Raw genomic sequence first — 22820 nt, 5'->3', positions numbered from 1 at the left:
ACACCCCCCAATTAAATTGATAATAGCATTTAACTTTAAGACACCCCTTTATCTAAAAAGTCACTTTATAATTATGCAATGTTTTTTAACGCTATTTATTGAAAAAAATATAGTCGTTGTAATCTATAAAAAGACTTATATTTGCACCTTAATTTCATACCTCATTATATGAGTAAATTAGTAATTGTAGGTACTGTAGCTTTTGATGCTATTGAAACACCTTTCGGTAAAACCGATAAAATTCTTGGTGGTGCTGCAACATATATAGGCCTTTCTGCATCGCATTTTAATGTTGATGCTGCTGCAGTCTCTATTGTTGGCGGCGATTTTCCTCAAGATTATTTAGACTTATTATCAGATAAAAACATCGATATTTCAGGTATTGAAATTGTAAAAGAAGGAAAAACTTTCTTTTGGAGCGGAAAATATCATAACGATATGAACTCTCGTGATACTTTAGTGACGGAATTAAATACACTTGCTGATTTTAATCCTTTGGTACCAGAGAATTACAAAGATTCCGAAATTGTAATGTTAGGAAATTTACATCCACTAGTTCAATCTAGTGTTTTAGATCAAATGACTACTAAACCAAAATTAGTAATCTTAGATACTATGAATTTTTGGATGGATTGTGCATTAGATGATTTATTAAATGTTATAAAACGCATAGATGTTATTACCATAAATGACGAAGAAGCTAGACAACTAACAGGAGAATATTCTTTAGTAGTTGCTGCCAGAAAAATTCATGAAATGGGACCAAAATATGTAGTTATTAAAAAAGGCGAACACGGTGCCTTATTATTTTATAACGAACATGTGTTTTATGCACCTGCCTTACCTTTGGAAGAAGTATTTGACCCTACTGGAGCTGGTGATACTTTTGCTGGAGGATTTGCTGGTTATATTGCTAAAACAGGCGATGTATCTTTTGAAAATATGAAAAATGCTGTTATTTACGGTTCTACTTTAGCTTCGTTTTGTGTTGAAAAATTTGGGACTGAGCGCATGCTTAATTTAACAAATAATGAAGTCCATAAACGACTGATGCAGTTTAAGCAACTAACACAATTTGAAATAGAATTAACATAAACCAACGCGCTCTACTAATTTAGAGTGCGTTTTTTATTATATATTAATTTTTTATCCGCAAAATCAAAAGATTCACAAAAACAGTATAATTTAATGTGAATTTAAGATTAAAGCGAAAACATTTACAAACTATGAGTGATGCCTTAAAACATGAATGTGGAATAGCGATGATTAGGCTTTTAAAACCACTAGAGTTTTATAAAGAAAAATATGGTAGCGCATTTTACGGTGTAAATAAAATGTATTTAATGATGGAAAAACAGCACAATCGAGGTCAAGATGGTGCTGGTTTTGCAAGTATTAAATTAAATACAAAACCAGGAGAACGTTATATAAGCAGAGTACGATCAGTAGCACAACAACCTATTCAAGATATTTTTGCCCAAATAAACAATCGTATTAATAACGAATTTGATGCACACCCAGAATATAAAGAAGATGTAGCTGCACAGAAAAAAAATATACCTTATATAGGTGAAGTATTATTAGGTCATGTACGTTACGGAACTTTTGGAAAAAACAGCGTAGAAAGTGTTCATCCATTTTTAAGGCAAAATAACTGGATGCACAGAAATCTAATAATGGCTGGAAATTTTAACATGACAAATGTTAAAGAACTTTTTAGCAACCTTATAGAATTAGGCCAACATCCTAAAGAATATACCGATACCATAACAATTATGGAAAAAATTGGTCATTTTTTAGATGATGCTGTAAGCAAAATATACAAAGACTTAAAAAAAGAAGGCTACAATAAAAAAGACGCCTCGCCCCAAATAGCTGAACGATTAAAAGTTGGTAAAATATTACGACGTGCTGCAAAAAACTGGGATGGCGGCTATGCTATGGCAGGCCTTATTGGTCATGGAGATTCTTTTGTATTAAGAGACCCTGCAGGTATTCGTCCAGCATATTATTATCAAGACGATGAAATAGTTGTTGTTGCGTCAGAACGTCCTGTAATTCAAACAGTTTTTAATGTCGATTTTAAAGATGTAAAAGAACTTGAACCTGGGCACGCTATTATTACAAAAAAATCTGGTCAAGTTAATATCAAAAAAATTCTAGAACCACTAGAAAGAAAATCTTGTTCTTTTGAACGTATATATTTTTCTCGCGGTAGTGATGCCGAAATTTATCAAGAAAGAAAAATGCTAGGAAAACTATTAATGCCTAAAGTACTTGAAGCCATTAATAATGATACAAAAAACACGGTATTTTCATACATTCCAAATACTGCCGAAACTTCGTTTTTTGGAATGATTGAAACAGCTGAAGCTTATATAAATAAAACAAAAACAGCAGCTATATTAAATGGACAACGATCTTTATCGGCAGCTAAGGTTACTGAAATTTTATCTGAAAGAGCACGTGTTGAAAAAATAGCTATTAAAGATGTTAAACTTAGAACGTTTATTACAGAAGATAGTAGTAGAGATGATTTAGTTGCGCACGTTTACGATGTTACATACGGCGTAATAAAACCAAACGACAATTTGGTTATTATAGACGATAGTATAGTAAGGGGTACTACACTAAAAATGAGTATTTTAAAAATGCTAGACCGATTAAATCCTAAAAAAATAATAGTTGTTTCTTCGGCTCCACAAATACGATATCCAGATTGCTATGGTATAGATATGGCTAATCTTGAAAGTTTGGTGGCATTTAGGGCAGCTTTGGAACTATTGAAAGACACCAATAAATACCATATTGTTAAAGACGTTTATAATAAATGTATCAAACAAGCTGATCTTGATGATAAACATGTACAAAACTTTGTAAAAGAAATTTATGATCCATTTTCTGCTGAGGAAATATCTAATAAAATTTCTGAATTATTGAGTGATAAAACAGTAAAAGCAGAAGTGAAAATTATTTTTCAGCCAGTTGAAAATTTACATAAGGCTTGCCCTGAACACTTAGGTGATTGGTATTTTACTGGCAATTACCCAACAGTTGGAGGAAATCGAGTTGTAAATAGAGCATTTATTAATTTTTATGAAGGCAATAAAGAACGCGCCTATTAATTATCAAATTGTTAAATTTCATGTGGAGAAACCGCAAATAATGCATTTCACCCTAAAAAATAGCAGTTCATCTAAAAAATAGTCAAAATATTTAAATTACACATAAATTGGTATCACCATAACATAAGTAGGTTAAGTTCATGGTAGATTTGGGGCAAAAAAAGGTGAACATCTGTTCGCCTTTTTTTATGCACATAAGTTTTCTTTTTTATCTAGATTATTCAATAATAATATTTAATCTAATTAATTAACACAAACTCTTTTAAGCCAATATTTGCGCCGTTTAACTAAAATATTTTAGCAAACAATATAGCTACCATATATTTGAACCACCATAACATAAGTAGGTTAAGTTTATGGTAGATTTGGGGCAAAAAGGTGAACATCTGTTCACCTTTTTCATTTTAAATACTTTCCTGTTAAATTAGGTGTTATATCTAATTTGATTTTCTGTTTTATTAATATATTTTTTAATTGAATTTGGGCTAAAAATTGCATCCCATTGTAAATTATTAATGTAAACTAAATTTTTTGAAAATAGAATCTTAACTATTTTTCCTTAATATATTCTAGACTATTTAACTAAGAAAGATGAAGTGTTTAGCCAACAAATAAGTAATGCAAAAAAAAAAGCAAATCCATTTCTAGATTTGCTTTTAAATATAAAATATTGAATATTTTACTTTGCTTCTGCGTAACGTTTTTCAACTTCATTCCAGTTAACAACATTAAAGAATGCTTTAATGTAATCTGGACGACGGTTTTGGTAATTTAAGTAATATGCATGTTCCCAAACATCAAGTCCTAAAATTGGAGCACCACCACAACCAACTCCTGGCATTAATGGATTGTCTTGATTTGGTGTTGAACATATTTCAACCTTACCGCCTTTATGCACACATAACCAAGCCCAACCTGAGCCAAAACGTGTTCCTGCAGCTTTAGAAAAAGCAGCGATAAATTCTTCTTTAGAGCCATAAGCAGCCTCAATAGCATCTTTTAAATCGCCAGATAAACGACCTCTATCTTCTGGATTTAAAACATCCCAAAATAAAGAGTGGTTATAAAATCCTCCACCATTATTTCTAACTGCTCCATTAGTCATATCTAAATTTTCAAGAATATCATCAATAGATTTTCCTTCTAAATCTGTTCCTGCAATAGCGTTATTTAAGTTATTTGTATATCCTTGATGATGTTTAGTATGGTGTATTTCCATAGTTCTTGCATCAATATGAGGTTCTAAGGCGTCATAAGCATATCCTAATTTCGGTAATTCGAAAGCCATAATTATTTAGTTTTTATTTATTAATATTTAAATTCTTTCAAATTTACATATAAAACAGGTCATTTAAAAATAATAAATTGTTATCAAACCATTGATAGTTTTTATCTTGTAAGCAAATCATTATTCATGCATCAAAAGCATCCTTTTACTATTTATAATGCTTCTGCTGGAAGCGGGAAAACCTATACGCTTGTTAAAGAATATTTAAAAATTCTATTTACCTCAAAACATTCAGAACCTTTTAAAAATATACTGGCAATTACTTTTACTAATAAAGCAGTAGCTGAAATGAAGGAGCGAATTATTAAAACACTTACTTCTTTTTCTGATGATGCCATTTTAAATGATGAAGATGCCATGTTTAAAAGCATTTGTGAAGAATTACAAATGGAGCCTATTAATCTTCATCAAAAATCTAAACTTTTATTAAATAATATACTGCATAATTATGCAGCTTTTGATATATCAACTATTGATGGTTTTACACATAAATTGATAAGAACTTTTGCATATGACTTAAAACTTCCATTAAATTTTGAAGTTGAATTAGACCAAGATTCCCTTTTAAATGAAGCTGTAGATAGTTTAATATCTAAAGCGGGTAATAACGATGTACTTACAAAGGTTTTAATCGATTTTGCTATTGAAAAAGCAGACGATGATAAAAGTTGGGACGTATCTTTTGATTTTAATAAGATTGCTAAATTATTGGTAAATGAAAACGACATTCCTTTTATTAATAGCTTAAAAGACAAATCTTTAAATGATTTTAAAGTGCTTAAAGCACAATTAAAAAAAGAAATTTCGGATTTAGAAAAACAAATTATTAAAAATGCTGAAAACACTCTTACCTTAATTGACGAATCTGGATTAGAATATACTGATTTTTCTAGAGGCACTTTACCTAACCACTTCAAAAAAATTTCAAAATTAGAATTATTTAATGTTTATGAAAATAAGCTAGAAGAAAATATAACCGAAAGAAAATCTATTTATAAAAAAACCACAAAACCAGACATAGCAAGTACTATTGATGCCTTATTACCAGAAATTGAAGTCTTATATAAAACAATTAAAACTCAGGTATTTCATTTAAAATTTTTAAAAGCCTTTTATAAAAACATAACTCCTTTATCGGTATTAAAGGTTATAAATAATGAATTGCAAATTTTAAAAGAAGAGCAAAACAAAATGCTAATTTCAGAATTTAATGCTATTATTAGTAATGAAATTGCAGAACAGCCAACACCTTTTATTTACGAAAGATTAGGTGAAAAGTTTAAACATTATTTTATTGATGAGTTTCAAGACACTTCGGTAATGCAATGGGAAAACTTAATTCCGCTATTAGATAATTCTTTATCTGCTGTAAACGGTAGTACCATGTTGGTAGGTGATGCCAAACAGGCTATTTATAGATGGCGAGGTGGAAAAGCAGAGCAATTTATAAACTTGTTTAATAAAAAAAGTGTGCCATTTTATTTAGAACAAGATGTTAAAAATCTAGAAGAAAATTATAGAAGCTATAAAGAAATAGTAAATTTTAATAATAGTTTATTTAAGTATTTATCAAACCAGGTTTTTAATAATGATGACTATAAAACACTTTTTGAAAATGCAAACCAAAACATAACAAATAAAAATGAAGGCTTTGTAAAGTTATCATTTTTAGAAATTGATAAAGAAGATGAACGAAATGAGATTTTCCCTGAAGCTGTTTTAAAATCTATAAAAACATGTTTAGAAAACGGCTTTAGTCTTGAAGATATTTGTGTTTTAGTTAGAAAGAAAAAAGAAGGTGTTGCTATTGCTGATTATTTAAGTAAGAACAACATAGCCATAATTTCGTCTGAAACTTTATTAATTAATAATTCTATTGAAGTTGTATTTATTAATGATTTATTATCTCTTCTTATTCAGCCAGATAATAATGAAACTAAAATTAAGGTTTTAAATTATTTAACTATACTTTTTAATATTGAAGATAAACATGAATTTTTCACAAATCACATCAATCTTTCAATTGATAAATTATTAAAAAGTTTAGCACATTATAATATATATATTGATAGCAACACATTATTACAACTTCCGCTTTATGACTTAGCAGAAACGATTGTTAGGAGCTTTAAATTAGTAAATAAATCTAATGCATACATTCAGTTTTATTTAGATATTGTTTTAGATTTTTCACAGAAAAAAGGTTCAGATATTTCAGGGTTTTTAGATTATTTTGATAAAAAGAAAGATAGTTTAAGTATTATTTCACCTCAAGGACAAAACGCTGTTCAAATCATGACTATTCATAAATCAAAAGGTTTAGAATTTCCAGTAGTGATTTTCCCTTATGCCGATTTAGATATTTATAAAGAAGTAGAGGCTAAAGAATGGTTTAGTTTAGATAAAACAAAATATAATGGCTTTTCATATACATTATTAAATTACAATAAAGATTTTGAAAATTTTGGTGATGAAGGACTTCGTATTTATAACAAACATAAATCTGAACAAGAATTAGACAATATTAATTTATTATATGTTGTTTTAACACGAGCTGTTGAACAATTACATATCATTTCAACAAAAGATATATCTTCAAAAGGAGAAGTTAAATCTAAAAAATATTCAGGCTTATTAATTAATTATCTTAAAGATTTAGGGATTTGGAATGATTCTACAAGAACTTATAGTTTTGGAAACGAAAAAAGAATTTCCTTAAGCTCACCACACAAAAAAGAAACTGTACAACAAGAAACATTTATTTCAACAGCTAAAGAAGATCATAATATAAAAATAGTTACAAAATCTGGCCTATTATGGGATACCTCTCAATTAGAAGCTATAGAAAAAGGAAACCTTATACATAATATTATGTCTAAAATAAAGACAGGCAATGATGTTGATATTGTAATTAAAGATTTTCAAAAGGCATCAACTATAAGTAAAGAGCAAGCTATATCACTTAAAGAAACTATTTCAACTATTTTAAAACACCCTAAACTACAAGATTATTTTACTTCAAATTATACAATCTATAATGAACGTGATATTATTTCAAAAGAAGGAATTATTTTAAGACCAGATAGAATAGTAATAAACTCTAAAAATGAAGCTACTATTATAGATTACAAAACAGGCTTTGAAGATAAAAAACATTGGCAACAACTTCAATCCTATCAAGATGTATTAGAAGACATGAAGATAGCTGTGAAAAAGAAAATTCTTGTCTATGTAAATGATGATATTTTAGTAAAAGATATTTAAATTTGCGTAAAACGCAACAAAATGTACGGAAAACTGAAATATCATCTTCAAGAACAGCTTCAAGACATAAAAAAAAATGGACTTTATAAAGAAGAACGTATTATTACATCTGCACAAGGAGCTGAAATAACTTTAAATACTGGTGAAACCGTTTTAAATTTTTGTGCCAACAATTATTTAGGTTTATCATCGCACCCTGAAGTTATTAAAGCGGCCAAAGATACTATGGACACACATGGTTTTGGCATGAGCTCTGTTCGATTTATTTGTGGTACACAAGATATTCACAAAGAATTAGAGCAAAAAATATCAGATTTCTACGAAACAGAAGACACCATATTATATGCAGCAGCTTTTGATGCTAACGGAGGTGTTTTTGAACCTTTATTAGGTAAAGATGATGCTATTATTTCAGATTCATTAAACCATGCTTCTATTATAGATGGTGTACGCTTGTGTAAAGCCGCTAGGTACCGTTACAATAATAATGATATGGTTGATTTAGAAAATCAACTAATTATTGCTAACAAAAACAATGCAAGATTTAAAATTATAGTAACAGATGGGGTGTTTTCTATGGATGGTTTAGTTGCTCCATTAGATAAAATTTGTGATTTAGCCGATAAATATGACGCCTTAGTTATGATTGACGAGTGTCATGCAGCGGGTTTTATTGGTAAAACTGGCAGAGGCACTCTTGAAGAAAAAGGGGTAATGAATCGTATTGATATTATTACAGGAACCCTAGGAAAAGCTTTAGGGGGTGCTATGGGTGGTTATACAACAGGTAAAAAAGAAATAATAGATATGTTGCGACAACGCTCTAGACCATATTTGTTTTCCAATTCATTAGCCCCAGCAATTGTTGGAGCTTCCATAAAGGTTTTTGATATGTTAACTAACAATACAGAGCTAAGAGACACATTAGAATGGAATACTAATTATTTCAAAAAAGGGATAAAATCTGCTGGTTTTGATATTGTAGATGGAGATTCTACTATTGTTCCAGTTATGTTATATGACGCAAAATTATCTCAAACCATGGCAAATCACCTTTTAAAAGAAGGAATTTATGTAATTGGCTTCTTTTTTCCTGTAGTTCCCAAAGAAAAAGCCAGAATACGAGTACAACTCTCGGCAGCACATACTAAATCACATTTAGACAAAGCTCTCAGAGCCTTTGTTAAAGTCGGAAAAGCTCTTAATGTTATCTAAATTCATTATGAACTATCGACTAACTGTATATATCTGCTATTTTTTTATATATTTGTCTTTGTTAATAACATTTAACAACTTACTTTTGCAGACAATTAACACTTAAAAATTAAACTTTTGAATATGAAAAATCTTAGCAGATTATTGTTCGCTATGTTGCTTGTACTTGGTTATAGCAACGCTAATGCGCAAGACAAAAACAACCCATGGCAAATTACTATTGGTGTAAACGCAGTTGATGCATACCCTAATGGAGACGGTGGGCTATTTAGTGAAACTTTCGGTGACGAATATTTTAATGCTTCTGATCACTGGAACATTTTACCTTCTTTATCAACTATTTCTGTATCTAAATATTTAAGTGATGGTATTTCTTTTGGAATTACTGGATCTTTAAATAAAATAGAGAAATGGGGAGATATTAGTAAAGGTCCTGACGTAACTAACAATGTTGCTGATTTATCTTATTACGGATTAGATGGTACAATTAAATATAACTTCCTTGAAGGAACAACTATCGATCCTTTTGTAGGAGTTGGTGGTGGTTACACTTGGATTGATGAAATTGGAGCTGGTACATTAAATGGTACTTTAGGTTTCAATGTATGGTTTAGTGAAAACATTGGTTTATCACTTCAAACATCTTACAAACATGCATTTGAAGATTACTTAAGTTCTCATTTCCAACATTCAGCTGGTATTTCTATCAAGTTTGGTGGAACTGATACTGATGGTGACGGAATATATGACAAAGATGATGCTTGTCCAGACGTTGCTGGTTTAGAAGCTTTCAATGGTTGTCCAGATACTGATGGTGACGGAATTGAAGATAGTAAAGATGATTGTCCTAATGAAGCTGGTTTAGCTGAACTTAACGGTTGTCCTGATAGTGATGGTGATGGTATTGCTGATAACAAAGATAACTGTCCTACAGTTGCTGGTTTAAAAGCTTTAAACGGTTGTCCTGATGCTGATGGTGATGGTGTAACTGATGCTGATGATGCTTGTCCTAATGAAGCAGGTCCTTCTGCAAACAAAGGTTGTCCTTGGGCTGATAAAGACGGTGACGGTGTATTAGACAAAGATGACAAATGTCCAGATGTTAAAGGTACTGTTGCTAACAATGGTTGTCCTGAAGTAACTCAAGCTGTTCAAGCAACTCTTAATGAGTATGCTAAAACAATCTTATTTGATACTGGTAAAGCAACAATTAAAGCACAATCTGCTGCTGTATTAGGTGATATTATCGGAATTCTTAAAGAATACCCTACTGCTAAATTTACAGTTGAAGGTCATACTGATAGTGTAGGTAGCGATAAATTAAACCAAAGATTATCTGATTCTAGAGCTAATTCTGTAAAAGAATACTTAGTTCAAAATGGTATCGATGCTTTCAGATTATCTGCTCTTGGATATGGAGAATCTAGACCAATTGATTCTAACAAAACTAGAGCTGGTAGAGCTAACAACAGACGTGTAGAAATTAACTTAGCAAAATAAGCTAACTTAATTTTAAAATAATAAGTTTTGAAAAACGCTTCGGTTATTCCGAAGCGTTTTTTATTTTTATACAATGACTACTTTTATTCACGATGTTTTAAATGACTTACAAAAAAACAATCAAAACCTATCTGATTTAACCTTTGTATTACCGAGCAAAAGAGCTGGTCTTTTTTTAAAACATCAACTATCAGGTATTGTTAATCAAACAATATTTGCTCCACATATATTAAGTATTGAAGAGTTTGTTGAAGACTTATCTGAACTTAAATATATATCCAACACAGAGCTTATTTTTGAATTTTATACCACATATACACAATTAACAAAAAAAGAAAATTTAGAGTCTTTTGAGTCTTTTACAAAGTGGGCACAAATCTTAATTCAAGATTTTAACGAGATTGATCGTTATTTGATTCCTCAAGAAAAGATTTTCAATTATTTAAGTGCTATACAAGATTTAAAACATTGGTCGCTTGAAAAAAAGAAGACCGATTTTGTTAAAAACTACCTTTCTTTCTGGAATAAATTATACAGCTATTACACACATTTTACAGATCACCTATTAAATAAAAACATAGGATATCAAGGTCTTGTTTATAGGGAAGCTGTTAAAAATTTAGAAACCTATATCAAAAACAACACAAATAAAAAACATGTTTTTGTGGGATTTAATGCTTTAAACACTTCAGAAGAAACCATCATTCAAAAATTACTTCAAAATAATTTAGCAGAAATATACTGGGATATCGACAAGATATTTATGAATAACATAAAACATGATGCTGCATTATTTACAAGGCACCATTTAAAAAAATGGGACTACTTTAAAGAAAAACCATTTAATTGGATAACCGAAAATTATTCAAAAAACAAAAACATATCAACCTTTGGTATTCCTAAAAACATTGGTCAAGCAAAATATATTGGTTCTCTTTTAAATGATTTACAAGAAAATAATAATTCATTGAATAATACTGCTGTTATTTTAGGAGATGAAAATTTATTAATCCCAGTTCTTAATTCCATCCCTACTTCAATCCAAGCATTAAATATTACAATGGGGTTTCCTTTAAAGTCAATTCCGTTAGCTTCATTATTCGATGCGTTATTTAATTTACATAAAACAAATTCAAATTCATTTTACTATAAAGATATCATCAACATTATTTCGCATCAATTTATTAGACCATTATTATCTATTGAAGGCATAGATTACGCCTCAAAAATCATTAAGACCATTGACGAAAATAATCTTGTTTTTATAAATACTAATCGATTAATTGAAATAGCAGAAAAAGCAAAATCTATTCTAGAAATATTATTCTCAAATTGGGGAAACTCAATAAATAAGTCCTTAGAAAATTGCTTAAGTTTAATATTAACTATTAAGGCTGCTTTAGACAAGAATAAAGCATCAAACTTATTATCTTTAGAATATGTATTTCGTTTTAATGAACTATTTAATGAACTATCAAGACTAAATATAGAACACACACACATAAAAGATATTTCAACCTTATACAGTATTTACAAAGAGCTTTTAAGCATTGAATCATTAGATTTTCAAGGAGAGCCTCTTCAAGGGTTACAAGTTATGGGTATGTTAGAATCACGTGTTCTTGATTTTGAAACAGTCATTATTTCATCAGTTAATGAAGGTATTTTACCTGCAGGCAAAAGTAACAATTCTTTTATACCTTTTGATGTAAAGTTAGAAAACAACTTACCAACTTATAAGGAAAAAGACGCTGTTTATACATATCACTTTTATAGGCTTTTACAACGCGCAAAAAACATTTATATAGTATATAATACTGAAGCTGATGTTTTAACCGGAGGAGAAAAAAGTCGATTTATTACGCAACTAGAAATAGAGGGAATTCATAACATTAATCATCAAATTATTACACCTCAAGTTCCAATCATTCAAACAAATTTAAATGTTGTAAAAAAAACAAATGAATTAGAAAAACAAATAATTAAGTTGGCCAGTAATGGGTTTTCACCTTCATCTTTAACTAGCTATATTAGAAATCCTATTGATTTTTATTATCAGAAAATTTTAAAAATTAAGGACCACGACGATGTTGAAGAAACAGTAGCAGCAAATACACTTGGTACTGTTGTGCACAACACACTAGAAGACTTTTATAAGCCATTTGTTAATAGCTTTTTAACTATTAATAATGTTGAAAATTTAAAATCTAATATAGAACAAAAGGTTACACAACATTTTAAAAATGAATATAAAGAAGGTGATATTACAACAGGAAAAAATTTAATTATTTTTGAAATAGCAAAACGCTTTGTATCAAATTTTTTAGACTTAGAAATAAAAGCTTTAAAAGCTGGAGATAAAATAAAAATAATTGCTATTGAAACTAATAATAATTTTGAAATTAAAATTCCAGAATTAAAATTCCCCGTTAAAATTACTGGTAAAGTTGATCGCGTTGATGAATGTAATGGAGTAACTAGAATTATAGATTATAAAACAGGCAAAGTACAGCAAAATGAAGTGGAAATTGTTAATTGGGAAGACATTACTACCGATTATAAAAAATACAGCAAAAGTTTTCAAATTTTAACTTATGCTTTTATGATGTACAAAGAAAAAAAGATTCAATTACCAGTAGAAGCTGGTATTATTTCTTTTAAAAATTTGAAAGAAGGCTTTTTGAAATTCGCAAAAAAAGACAAATCTGGCAGCTATGCAAAAAAAGATTCACTAATTACTAATGATACTTTAGATGCTTTTGAAATTGAATTAAAAAAATTAATAATTGAAATTTGTAATCCTCAAATAGATTTTATTGAAAAAGAAATTTAATACTATGACTATCACAAAAAATATAATCGTTCCAGGTAAACATACAAAACCAATTATTACAGATGTTTTTTTTAATGAGAAAAATACATTAAAACCAATTATTATATTTTGTCATGGCTATAAGGGTTTTAAAGACTGGGGAGCATGGGATTTAATGGCAAAGGCATTTGCTAATGCTGGATTCTTTTTTATAAAATTTAATTTCTCTCATAATGGAGGAACGGTTGAACAACCCATAGATTTTAATGATTTAGAAGCCTTTGGAAACAACAATTACACAAAAGAATTAGATGATTTAGAAACTATTATTGATTGGATTAGTACAATTAATGATTATAAAAAAGAAGCGAATACTAATAATATTAACCTAATTGGACATAGTAGAGCTGGAGGTATTATAACTATAAAAGCAGAAGAAGAAAATCGTATAAAAAAAGTTGTAAGTCTTGCTGGTGTTTCTTGTTTTGAGAAAAGAACAGCTACAATTGGCAACTTAGAACAATGGAAAAAAGATGGTGTGAAATTTGTTTTAAATGGGCGTACAAAACAACAAATGCCCCATTATTATCAGTTTTATGAAGACTTTATTTCAAATAAAAAAAGACTTACAATAAAAAGAGCTGTTTCAAATTTAAAAATACCGTATTTAATAATACATGGAAGTGGAGATACAAGTGTATTAATTGACGAGGCTTACGAGCTTCATAAATGGAATTCAAATAGTGAAATATTAATCATAGAAAATGCTAATCACGTTTTTGAAGCCTCACATCCATGGAACAAAAAAGAATTACCTAAAAACTTAAAAGACACTACAGATAAAATAATCAATTTTTTAAACTAATTTGTAGAAAATAAGCGTGTGATAAATTTTTCAATTTTAAACAGAGGAAATCAGCTAAAAACAGTAGCTACCAATACATTTGATTTAGCAATTATTGGTGGCGGTGTTACTGGAGCAGGAATAGCCCTTGATGCTGCATCTCGTGGTTTGAATGTCTGTCTTATTGAGAAAAATGATTTTGCATCAGGAACCAGCAACAAATCAACCAAGTTAATTCATGGAGGTTTACGCTATCTAAAACAATTTGAAATTGGGTTGGTAAGGGAATCTGGAACAGAGCGAGCTATTGTTCATAAATTAGCACCACATTTAGTTGTTCCAGAGAAAATGTTATTACCCTTAATTGAAGGGGGAACATATGGCAAAATAATGACTGCAATAGGCCTAAAAGTTTATGACTATTTAGCTGATGTTGATGGTGATGATAAACGCATCATGCTTGATAAAAATGAGACAATATTAAAAGAGCCTTTATTAAACAAAAATAAAGTTTTAGGTGGTGGTTTTTATGCTGAATACAGAACAGATGATGCACGACTTACTATTGAGATTTTAAAAAAGGCAACTTCCTTTGGTGCAACCATAATTAATTATTGTGAAATGCAATCGTTTAATTATGATAAAAATTCTAAAATAGAAAGCCTTGATTGCCTAGACCATAATTCAAATAATAAACTAACAATTAAAGCACATCATTATGTTTCGGCAGCAGGCCCTTGGGTTGACACATTACGTAAAAAAGATGCTTCAATAAACAATAAATATTTACACCTTACAAAAGGTGTTCATATTGTATTACCTTTCAATAAACTACCTATTAAACAATCTGTTTATTTTGATAATACAGATGACAGAATGATTTTTGCCATACCAAGAGGTCGTGTAACTTATATTGGTACCACAGATACTAATTATTCTGGAAATTTAGATCGAGTTGTAACAACTAAAAAAGATGCTAATTATTTGCTAAAAGCAGTTAATAACATGTTTAAAGTTAACTTAATCTTAAACGATATAGAATCTAATTGGGCTGGTCTTAGACCACTAATTCATGAAGCTGATAAAGACCCTTCTGAATTGTCTAGAAAAGACGAAATTTTTATATCTAAAAGTGGCCTTATTTCAATTGCTGGTGGAAAACTAACTGGTTACAGAAAAATGGCACAACGTGTTTTAGAAACGGTTTTAAAAGCCATTCCTAATAAACGCAAAGAGCAATTAAAAAAATCTTACACAGATAAAATAATTTTGGTTAAACCACCTCTTAAATCTGTATTAGAGGTAAGCGCTTACCAAAAATATCTTGAAAATAAATTATCTAATTTTGGTAATGAAAACGCTTATTATTCATGGTATTTATGTTCTAACTATGGAAAACAGGCAGACATTATAATAGATAAAATGGATAACTTTAAAAATACCGATATTTCTGAGCGTTTAATTAGAGCTGAACTTTGGTATTGCATAAATTATGAAATGACAAATAGTTTAACCGATTTTTTTGTAAGACGAACAGGTAGGTTATATTTTAATATTTTAAGTATTAAAAAGAATGCGTCTTTAATTTTAAATGATTTTGTTTACTATTTAGATTGGGATAAGAATAGAATTAAAAACGAAACATTAAAACTAGAAGAAATTCTAGAAGACGCTACTACTTATTATGATGAAGAATTTTAAATTCTTTTCTGTGGAGAAGATGGGATTCGAACCCACGACCTCTTGACTGCCAGTCAAGCGCTCTAGCCAACTGAGCTACATCCCCATTTACTACTTCAAACCGCTTAAAACTAAAACCGGTATTTTACTATGAAAATCTTTTTTAAGAATGGTGTTCTTTTCCCATTTCTTGGCAAAGAAACCACGTTTACGTCTTACCACACATAGCATGTCTGGTTTATAGGATTCAAAATGCAACAAAACACCTTGAAAAGTCGTAGCATTTTCCGTTTTTGTAATTTTGTTCACTATAGATTTTAATTCATCATTTACATCTAAATCTCCTTGTTTATGAAACGGTGTTTTTACTAATAATAAGTCGGCAGTAGCTTTAAAATTATCTAATAAAGACTTAAGTGGCGTTAAGACCTTATCCTTTTTAATAACAGCCGATTTAATTGCCATTAAAATATTAGAAGGTGCAGAAAATTTATAACCTTCAGGAATAATAAGCGCAGGAACATCCATTTGCTTAATAATTTTACCCGATGTTTTACCTAAATATACCTCATCCTTTATAGAATTTGTTCTTGGTTCAATTAAAACTAAATCGATGTTTGCTACTTTACATGCCAATTCCAATGTATCAATTAATTTACCTTTTAAAGTTTTTACAATAACTTCAACATGCTTTGTGTCAATTTTTGAAACCAAATCATCTAAAAAAGCTTTACTCTCTCTTTCAATTATTGGCTCTACTTTTAACATAGTACCAGCTTTTGTATAAACATTATACACTTGCACCACAAAAAGTTTTGCACCAAAAGCTTCAGCAAAATCTACGGCATATTGTAAGTGACTCAATGCATTTTTAGACGATCCAACAGGAACTAAAATATTCTTCATAACAAATAAGTTTAGAAACTAAATTTACAATAAATTTGAAGCAAAAGTAAAACATTTAAATGATTCGAAAAGGAACATATGATGATATAAATAGCATTATTAAAATAACAAATGCATGTGCTGCACATATGGTTGCTAAAAATATTTTTCAATGGAATGAATTTTACCCCAATAAGGCCGCTTTTAAAAAAGATATAGAAAAGGAAGAATGCTATGTTTTAGATATTGAAGACAAAATAATTGGTTGTATTACAGTTTCTACTTTTATGGATCCAGAATACAACCCTGTCTCTTGGTTAACACCAAACAAAAATAATTTATATATTCACCGTTTGGCCATTCATCCTAATTATCAAAGAAAAGGTTTTGCCAAACAATTAATGAGTTTTGCAGAAGCCTATGCAAAAGAAAATAGTTTTAAATCTGTAAGATTATATACTTTTTCGCAAAATAAAAGAAATCAAAAATTTTATAAACTTAGGGGGTACAATAAACTTGGCGAGATCTATTTTCCAAAACAAAGTAAACATTCTTTTTACTGTTATGAGCTAATACTGTGAATATAAACATTAGTTTAAAACATATAAACAAATTGGCGATTCCAGCATTAATTTCTGGTGTTTCCGAACCTATATTATCATTAACTGATGCGGCCATTGTTGGAAATATTAATATTAACGCAACCGAATCTTTAGCTGCGGTTGGTATTGTTACTACTTTTTTGTCTATGCTTATTTGGGTATTGGGGCAAACTAGAAGTGCTATATCTTCTATAGTATCACAATATGTTGGAGCAAACAAATTAGAGCAAATAAAAAACTTGCCATCACAAGCTATTTTTATAATTACTTCTATAAGTATACTTGTTATATTCAGTACATATCCGTTTGCTAAACAAATTTTTAAACTCTATAACGCTTCTAATTTAATATTAGATTATTCTGTTATTTATTATAAAATTAGGGTTCTAGGATTTCCTTTTACCTTATTTACAATAGCAATTTTTGGTGCGTTTCGTGGTTTACAAAACACATACTACCCCATGATTATTGCTATTATTGGGGCAATAACAAATATTATTCTAGACTTTATTTTTGTTTATGGTATTAATGGTTATGTTAACCCAATGGGGATTAAAGGTGCTGCATATGCAAGTGTCATAGCACAAATTTTAATGGCTGCGTTTTCGGCATATTTTCTTATCAAAAAAACAAATATCCCTTTAAAACCTAGCTTTCCTTTTAATCCAGAAATAAAACGTTTTGCTTTAATGATACTTAACTTATTTATAAGAACTATAGCTTTAAATGTAACGTTATATTATGCTAGCGCATTTGCTACAAGTTATGGTGCTCATTATATTGCCGCATACACCATTGCTATAAATTTGTGGTTTTTGGGCGCTTTTATTGTTGATGGTTACGCAAGTGCTGGAAACATTTTATCTGGTAAATTATATGGAGCAAAAGCCTATTCATCTTTAATGATACTAAGTAATAAACTAATAAAATACGGACTTATAATAGGTGCCTTATTAGGCCTACTTGGTGCAATATTTTATTACCCTATTGGGGGCATATTTACTAAAGAACCCGAGGTTTTAGAAGCCTTTTATAATGTTTTCTGGATTGTACTCCTAATGCAACCACTTTGTACTTTAGCCTTCATTTTCGACGGAATATTTAAGGGTCTAGGTAAAATGAAATATTTACGAAATGTCCTTTTATTTTCAACCTTTATTATTTTTATTCCTATACTTTTTTGGTTAGATAGTTTAGGTTATAAACTCCACGCCATATTTATTGCTATTACATTTTGGATTATTGCTCGAGGTATACCACTTATTATAAAATTCAGAAAAATATTTATGCCACTTGCTCAAAACAATTAACTTTGCAACATTGTACAACAAACAGTTATGAAACTATTTATTGCTTTACTTCAGCAGGTAAATATTGAAGAGAAAATTAAAAATGCACCCGATAAAAATTATGAAATCGGAGTATTTATTGGCTCAATGCTACCCTTTGTAATTCTTGTTGTACTTGCCTATTTAATGTTTAGGTATAATAAAAAAAGAAATCAATAAAAAAGCATTATGGATATCATGTCATTTCTTAGCGGCAACGGGTTGTTTCTAATACTAGGTTTAGTTTTAATCATTGTTTACTTTGTAAATAAAAGAAAAAGAAGATAATGGGAAACAACATTCGCATCACCAAACAATTCTCTTTTGAAACCGGTCACGCACTATATGGCTACGACGGAAAATGTAAAAACGTACATGGTCACAGTTACAAACTATCAGTTACCGTTATAGGGAAGCCTATTACAGACAACACCAACGTTAAGTTTGGGATGGTTATAGACTTTGGCGACCTTAAGAAAATTGTGAAAGAAGAGATTGTAAACGTATTTGATCACGCAACCGTTTTTAACAAAAATACTCCACACGTAGAGTTAGCTAAAGAGTTACAGGATCGCGGACATAATGTTTTACTAGTAAATTATCAGCCAACGAGTGAGATGATGGTTATAGACTTTTCAGAAAAAATAACCAAAAGGTTACCAAAACATATCAAATTACACTCTTTAAAACTTCAAGAAACCGATAGCTCGTTTGCAGAGTGGTATGCAGACGATAATAATTAAATTTATTTTATTAACTGGCTAGGCAAATAGCCTAATTTTTTTTTAAAAGCAACCGTAAAATGTTGCGGGTTTTTATAACCAACTTCGTATGATGCTTGGGCAATGGTATAATCGTGCTTTAAAATTAACTGAATCGCTTTTTCAATCCTTAAAGACGTAATATATTGAAATACTGGCATACCGAAAACCTGCTTAAAATCGTTTTTAAATTTTGAGGTATTAAACCCAGCTAAAGCTGATAGTTTTTCAATACTTAAATCGCTTTTTAAATGAGTTTGAATATAGTATTCTATTTTAATTAAACGCTCTTTATCGTCTTTCCTTAATTTATTCGTTTCAGTTTTCAAATCATTTGATGCTAGAGCTACTAACACCAATTCGGTTAATTTAGATTCTAAATATGATTGTTTTGTAACACCATCAAAAGAGCAATTAAGAAATTCATGTACTAGCCCTCTTAATTGTCCATTTATCATTAAACCATTATTAAAAAAGGGATAAATCTGTTCTTCTTTTTTTGATTGCTGATATTTTTTAGAATTAATAATAAAACATGCTCCCATTTTACTAATTAAAAAAGCTTCGGTAAAATAAATACTTAAAACCTGCTTTTTTTGATTAATAGGCTTATATGAATATTTAGAAGCAGGAATGTAAAATAAGTTGTAATTGTTTTTACTTAACTTATAAGTAGTTTTCTTGTTTTTATTTAAAGAGAAAGATACCATTCCATCAATTACAAATTGAAGTAAAAAAACAGGATGGTTTTGAACAACTTGTAATATGGAGTTTTTTAAATTTTCATTATTATAATTTTGAAAAAGAATGTAAGCATTATTTATATGTATCTCTTTTACTGTACCTGTAATACCATCATTAAACTTAGAATGTTCTTCTTCAGTTAAAAGAGTTGTTTCAAAATCTTTATTAAAACGTTTCACTAATTCTCCATTATTACACTCTGAGCTTTTAAATCGAATTTCCATTTATTCCTTTTACGTTATAATAAATCCTTTTTGCGTTATTAAGAATCAGTCTAAAGAAGATACTTTTGCAAATATATTATTTTTATTAAGTCTAAATAAGTGAATGTAAAATTATTTTTAGTAGCCTTTTTTATAGCAATTTCTGCTTATTCACAGGGCAACCAATATTTAATTTCGGGAAAAGTAACAGATCAGTCTGGACAACCATTATTTGGGGCTACGGTAACTATAAATAATAACTCGAAAGCAACAATTACCAATGAAAACGGGATTTACAGACTTAAAAACATAGCCAAAGGTAAACATACTGTCAAAACTTCATATATGGGGTTTAAATCTGCTTATAAAGAAATAAACCTTGTTGAAAACAATAGAAATAAAGAAATTACTTTAAACTTTAAACTAGCAGAAAAACTTGAAACTTTACAACAAGTTAACATAAAAGGCAAAACGGCAAAACGAAAAATTGAAGAAAAAGGCTTTGCAGTAAATGTTATAAAAACCAAAGAAGCCAGTCTTAGAAATATTCAAACCAACGAATTGTTAAATACTACCGTTGGGGTAAAAATTCGACAAAATGGTGGTTTAGGTTCTAATATAGAATACAGTTTAAATGGTTTAACTGGAAGTGCTGTACGTATTTTTATTGATGGAATTCCTATTTCTGTTTATGGCTCTTCTTTTAATTTAAATAGCATTCCACCTTCAATGATAAAAAATATTGAAGTTTACAAAGGTGTGGTTCCCGGGCATTTATCAGACGATGCACTAGGTGGTGCCATCAATATTGTATTACATAAAGGAACAAAAACTAATTTTAACGCTTCGGTTTCTTATGGTTCATTCAACACCTTGCAAACAAATATTAATGGTTTGTATCGTTTTGATAAATCAGGATTTACTGTTAAAGCATCTGCTTTTAATAATTATTCTGATAACAACTATAAAGTATGGGGTGGACAAGTAAAACATATTGAAGTTAATGGAATCCAAACACCAATAACAGCAAGAAGATTTAATGATGCTTATAGATCTACAGGAGGGATGGCCCAAATTGGATATACTAATGTAAAATGGGCAGATCAGTTTTTAATTGGCGTAACTGGTTCTGATGATTATAAAGAAATACAACATGGTACTTTTATGACCATACTGCCTTATAAAGGTAGATATTTAGAATCCGATGCCATACTTGGTAGTTTAACTTACCAAAAGAAAAACCTTTTTACTAAAGGCTTCGACATAAATATTAACGGTTTAATTGGTAAACGCAACCGATTTGTAAGTGATACCGTTTCTCAAGCTTACACATGGCGTGGTGTTAAAATGCAACGCGAACAATTTAATGAAGATGGAACAGTATCTATTGTAGACCACAAATACACCTGGGGTTCACAACAAGAAGGCGGGCCAACATTACTTCAAATAGACAGAAACGTAGCTTCTATTAGATCAGGAATGTCTTATGCTTTTAATAACAACCATAAAGTTTTAGTAAACCATGTATATAGCGGAATTAAAAGAAAAGATAGTGATGCTTTAAAATCTGTTTTAGAAAACACTTTTGAAGGCACTAGAGATTTAGATAAAAATATTTACTCCTTAACTTACGAGTTAACTGCTTTTAAAGACAAACTAAAAACCAGTTTATTTGGAAAATATTATCAACAAAAAACTACAAGTGTTGATCCTGCAATAGAAACAGATAGTAATGGAAATAGTATTATAGTAAATGAAACTATAAGCAGTAATAAAAAACATAATGGCCATGGTCTTGCTATTTCTTATGAAATAACACCAAACATAACGGTATTAACCTCGGCAGAAAAAGCTATTCGCTTACCAAGTGAAACTGAAGTATTTGGTGATGATGGAGATAATGTCATAGCAAACTCAAGTATTAAACCCGAGCAGAGCAATAACTATAATTTGGGTTTTAAATTTGGGACTTTTAATATAAAAAAACACAACTTTAGCGTTTCAACCAATTTTTTTACTAGAAATTTAAAAGATAGAATTGGGTTGCCTATTGAAACATCATTAAATGTTAATGACGAAACAATACTTTATGTAAATCAAGGAAGTGGTTCTTCTAAAGGAGTAGAAGCGCAATTAGATTACTCTTACAATAAAAACTTTGGTCTTAATTTTAATATTTCTCATTTCAGTTTAAAAGTATTAAGTGAAGGTGTTGAGATAGATGTGCCAAACACACCCTTTTTTACAATGAATAGTAATTTAAGGTATTCCTTTAAAGATGTCTTTCAAAAAAATACACACTTAAACTTATTTTACAGTCTATACTTCACGGGTGAGTTCTCTTACTTAAACATTCCATCTGGTGTTGGAGGAGCCGGTTTTTTTAAAGTCCCACAACAATTAGCACAAGATTTCGGGCTTAGTTACACATTTCCAAGTAAGAAAATTATCATGAGTTTTGACATTAAAAATATTTTTGACAAACCTTTATATGACAACCTAAGAGTACAAAAACCAGGACGTGCTTTTTACTTAAAAATTAATTATTCAATCAATAAATTTTAAATAT

Annotated in this window: 16 protein-coding genes and 1 tRNA gene; 13 read left to right on the top strand and 4 right to left on the bottom strand. The window is 29.6% G+C overall.

All coding sequences use genetic code 11. The features are described from left to right. Positions 1-168 precede the first annotated feature (168 nt). Entirely contained in the window at positions 169-1095 is a 927-nt protein-coding gene (locus tag Q0842_RS00715; protein WP_298492934.1) for a PfkB family carbohydrate kinase, read from the top strand. Between the two features lie 131 nt (positions 1096-1226). Further along, on the top strand, positions 1227-3125 hold the full coding sequence (locus Q0842_RS00710; protein WP_298493536.1) for an amidophosphoribosyltransferase: 1899 nt from the start codon (positions 1227-1229) through the stop codon (positions 3123-3125). Positions 3126-3804: 679 nt separating this feature from the next. Here the strand turns inward: Q0842_RS00710 and Q0842_RS00705 are convergent. Then, entirely contained in the window at positions 3805-4413 is a 609-nt protein-coding gene (locus Q0842_RS00705; RefSeq protein ID WP_298492932.1) for a superoxide dismutase, read from the bottom strand. A 126-nt stretch (positions 4414-4539) separates the two neighbouring features. Between Q0842_RS00705 and Q0842_RS00700 the strand changes: the two genes are divergently transcribed. From Q0842_RS00700 to Q0842_RS00675, 6 genes are all read left to right on the top strand, one after another. After that, positions 4540-7677 (top strand): exodeoxyribonuclease V subunit beta, encoded by a 3138-nt coding sequence (locus Q0842_RS00700; protein ID WP_298492929.1) that lies wholly within the window; start codon positions 4540-4542, stop codon positions 7675-7677. 21 nt (positions 7678-7698) lie between these two features. Beyond that, a complete protein-coding gene (gene kbl / locus Q0842_RS00695; RefSeq protein WP_298492926.1) occupies positions 7699-8892 on the top strand; it encodes a glycine C-acetyltransferase in 1194 nt (397 codons plus the stop codon). A gap of 123 nt (positions 8893-9015) precedes the next feature. Beyond that, positions 9016-10392, top strand: coding sequence for an OmpA family protein (locus Q0842_RS00690; protein WP_298492923.1), 1377 nt, complete (start codon positions 9016-9018; stop codon positions 10390-10392). 73 nt (positions 10393-10465) lie between these two features. Continuing rightward, positions 10466-13225, top strand: coding sequence for a PD-(D/E)XK nuclease family protein (locus Q0842_RS00685; protein WP_298492920.1), 2760 nt, complete (start codon positions 10466-10468; stop codon positions 13223-13225). 4 nt (positions 13226-13229) lie between these two features. Then, positions 13230-14069 carry an alpha/beta fold hydrolase gene (locus Q0842_RS00680; RefSeq protein ID WP_298492917.1) on the top strand — a complete coding sequence of 280 codons (840 nt, stop codon included), beginning with the start codon at positions 13230-13232 and terminating at the stop codon, positions 14067-14069. Between the two features lie 18 nt (positions 14070-14087). Beyond that, a complete protein-coding gene (locus Q0842_RS00675) occupies positions 14088-15749 on the top strand; it encodes a glycerol-3-phosphate dehydrogenase/oxidase (RefSeq protein ID WP_298492915.1) in 1662 nt (553 codons plus the stop codon). Between the two features lie 11 nt (positions 15750-15760). Here the strand turns inward: Q0842_RS00675 and Q0842_RS00670 are convergent. Both Q0842_RS00670 and Q0842_RS00665 read right to left on the bottom strand, forming a co-directional pair. Next, positions 15761-15834 (bottom strand) — tRNA-Ala (locus Q0842_RS00670). A gap of 5 nt (positions 15835-15839) precedes the next feature. After that, positions 15840-16634 carry a universal stress protein gene (locus Q0842_RS00665; RefSeq protein ID WP_298492912.1) on the bottom strand — a complete coding sequence of 265 codons (795 nt, stop codon included), beginning with the start codon at positions 16632-16634 and terminating at the stop codon, positions 15840-15842. A 59-nt stretch (positions 16635-16693) separates the two neighbouring features. On the opposite strand from Q0842_RS00665, the gene Q0842_RS00660 reads away from it, so the two are divergent. From Q0842_RS00660 to Q0842_RS00645, 4 genes are all read left to right on the top strand, one after another. Beyond that, a complete protein-coding gene (locus Q0842_RS00660; RefSeq protein ID WP_298492908.1) occupies positions 16694-17194 on the top strand; it encodes a GNAT family N-acetyltransferase in 501 nt (166 codons plus the stop codon). Further along, a complete protein-coding gene (locus tag Q0842_RS00655) occupies positions 17191-18525 on the top strand; it encodes an MATE family efflux transporter (RefSeq protein WP_298492904.1) in 1335 nt (444 codons plus the stop codon). The genes Q0842_RS00660 and Q0842_RS00655 overlap by 4 nt, the downstream gene beginning before the upstream one ends. Before the next feature lie 27 nt (positions 18526-18552). After that, positions 18553-18723, top strand: a complete 171-nt coding sequence (locus Q0842_RS00650) for a hypothetical protein (RefSeq protein ID WP_298492901.1) — start codon at positions 18553-18555, stop codon at positions 18721-18723. A 107-nt stretch (positions 18724-18830) separates the two neighbouring features. Then, positions 18831-19286, top strand: a complete 456-nt coding sequence (locus tag Q0842_RS00645; protein ID WP_298492898.1) for a 6-carboxytetrahydropterin synthase — start codon at positions 18831-18833, stop codon at positions 19284-19286. A gap of 2 nt (positions 19287-19288) precedes the next feature. Here Q0842_RS00645 and Q0842_RS00640 read toward each other — a convergent pair whose 3' ends face one another. Then, entirely contained in the window at positions 19289-20272 is a 984-nt protein-coding gene (locus tag Q0842_RS00640; RefSeq protein WP_298492895.1) for an AraC family transcriptional regulator, read from the bottom strand. Between the two features lie 99 nt (positions 20273-20371). Between Q0842_RS00640 and Q0842_RS00635 the strand changes: the two genes are divergently transcribed. After that, positions 20372-22816 carry a TonB-dependent receptor gene (locus Q0842_RS00635; protein ID WP_298492892.1) on the top strand — a complete coding sequence of 815 codons (2445 nt, stop codon included), beginning with the start codon at positions 20372-20374 and terminating at the stop codon, positions 22814-22816. Positions 22817-22820: the final 4 nt, after the last annotated feature.

Source organism: uncultured Algibacter sp., assembly GCF_947495675.1.
GTDB lineage: Bacteria > Bacteroidota > Bacteroidia > Flavobacteriales > Flavobacteriaceae > Algibacter_B.
This window is presented reverse-complemented; position numbering and strand designations above follow the sequence as displayed.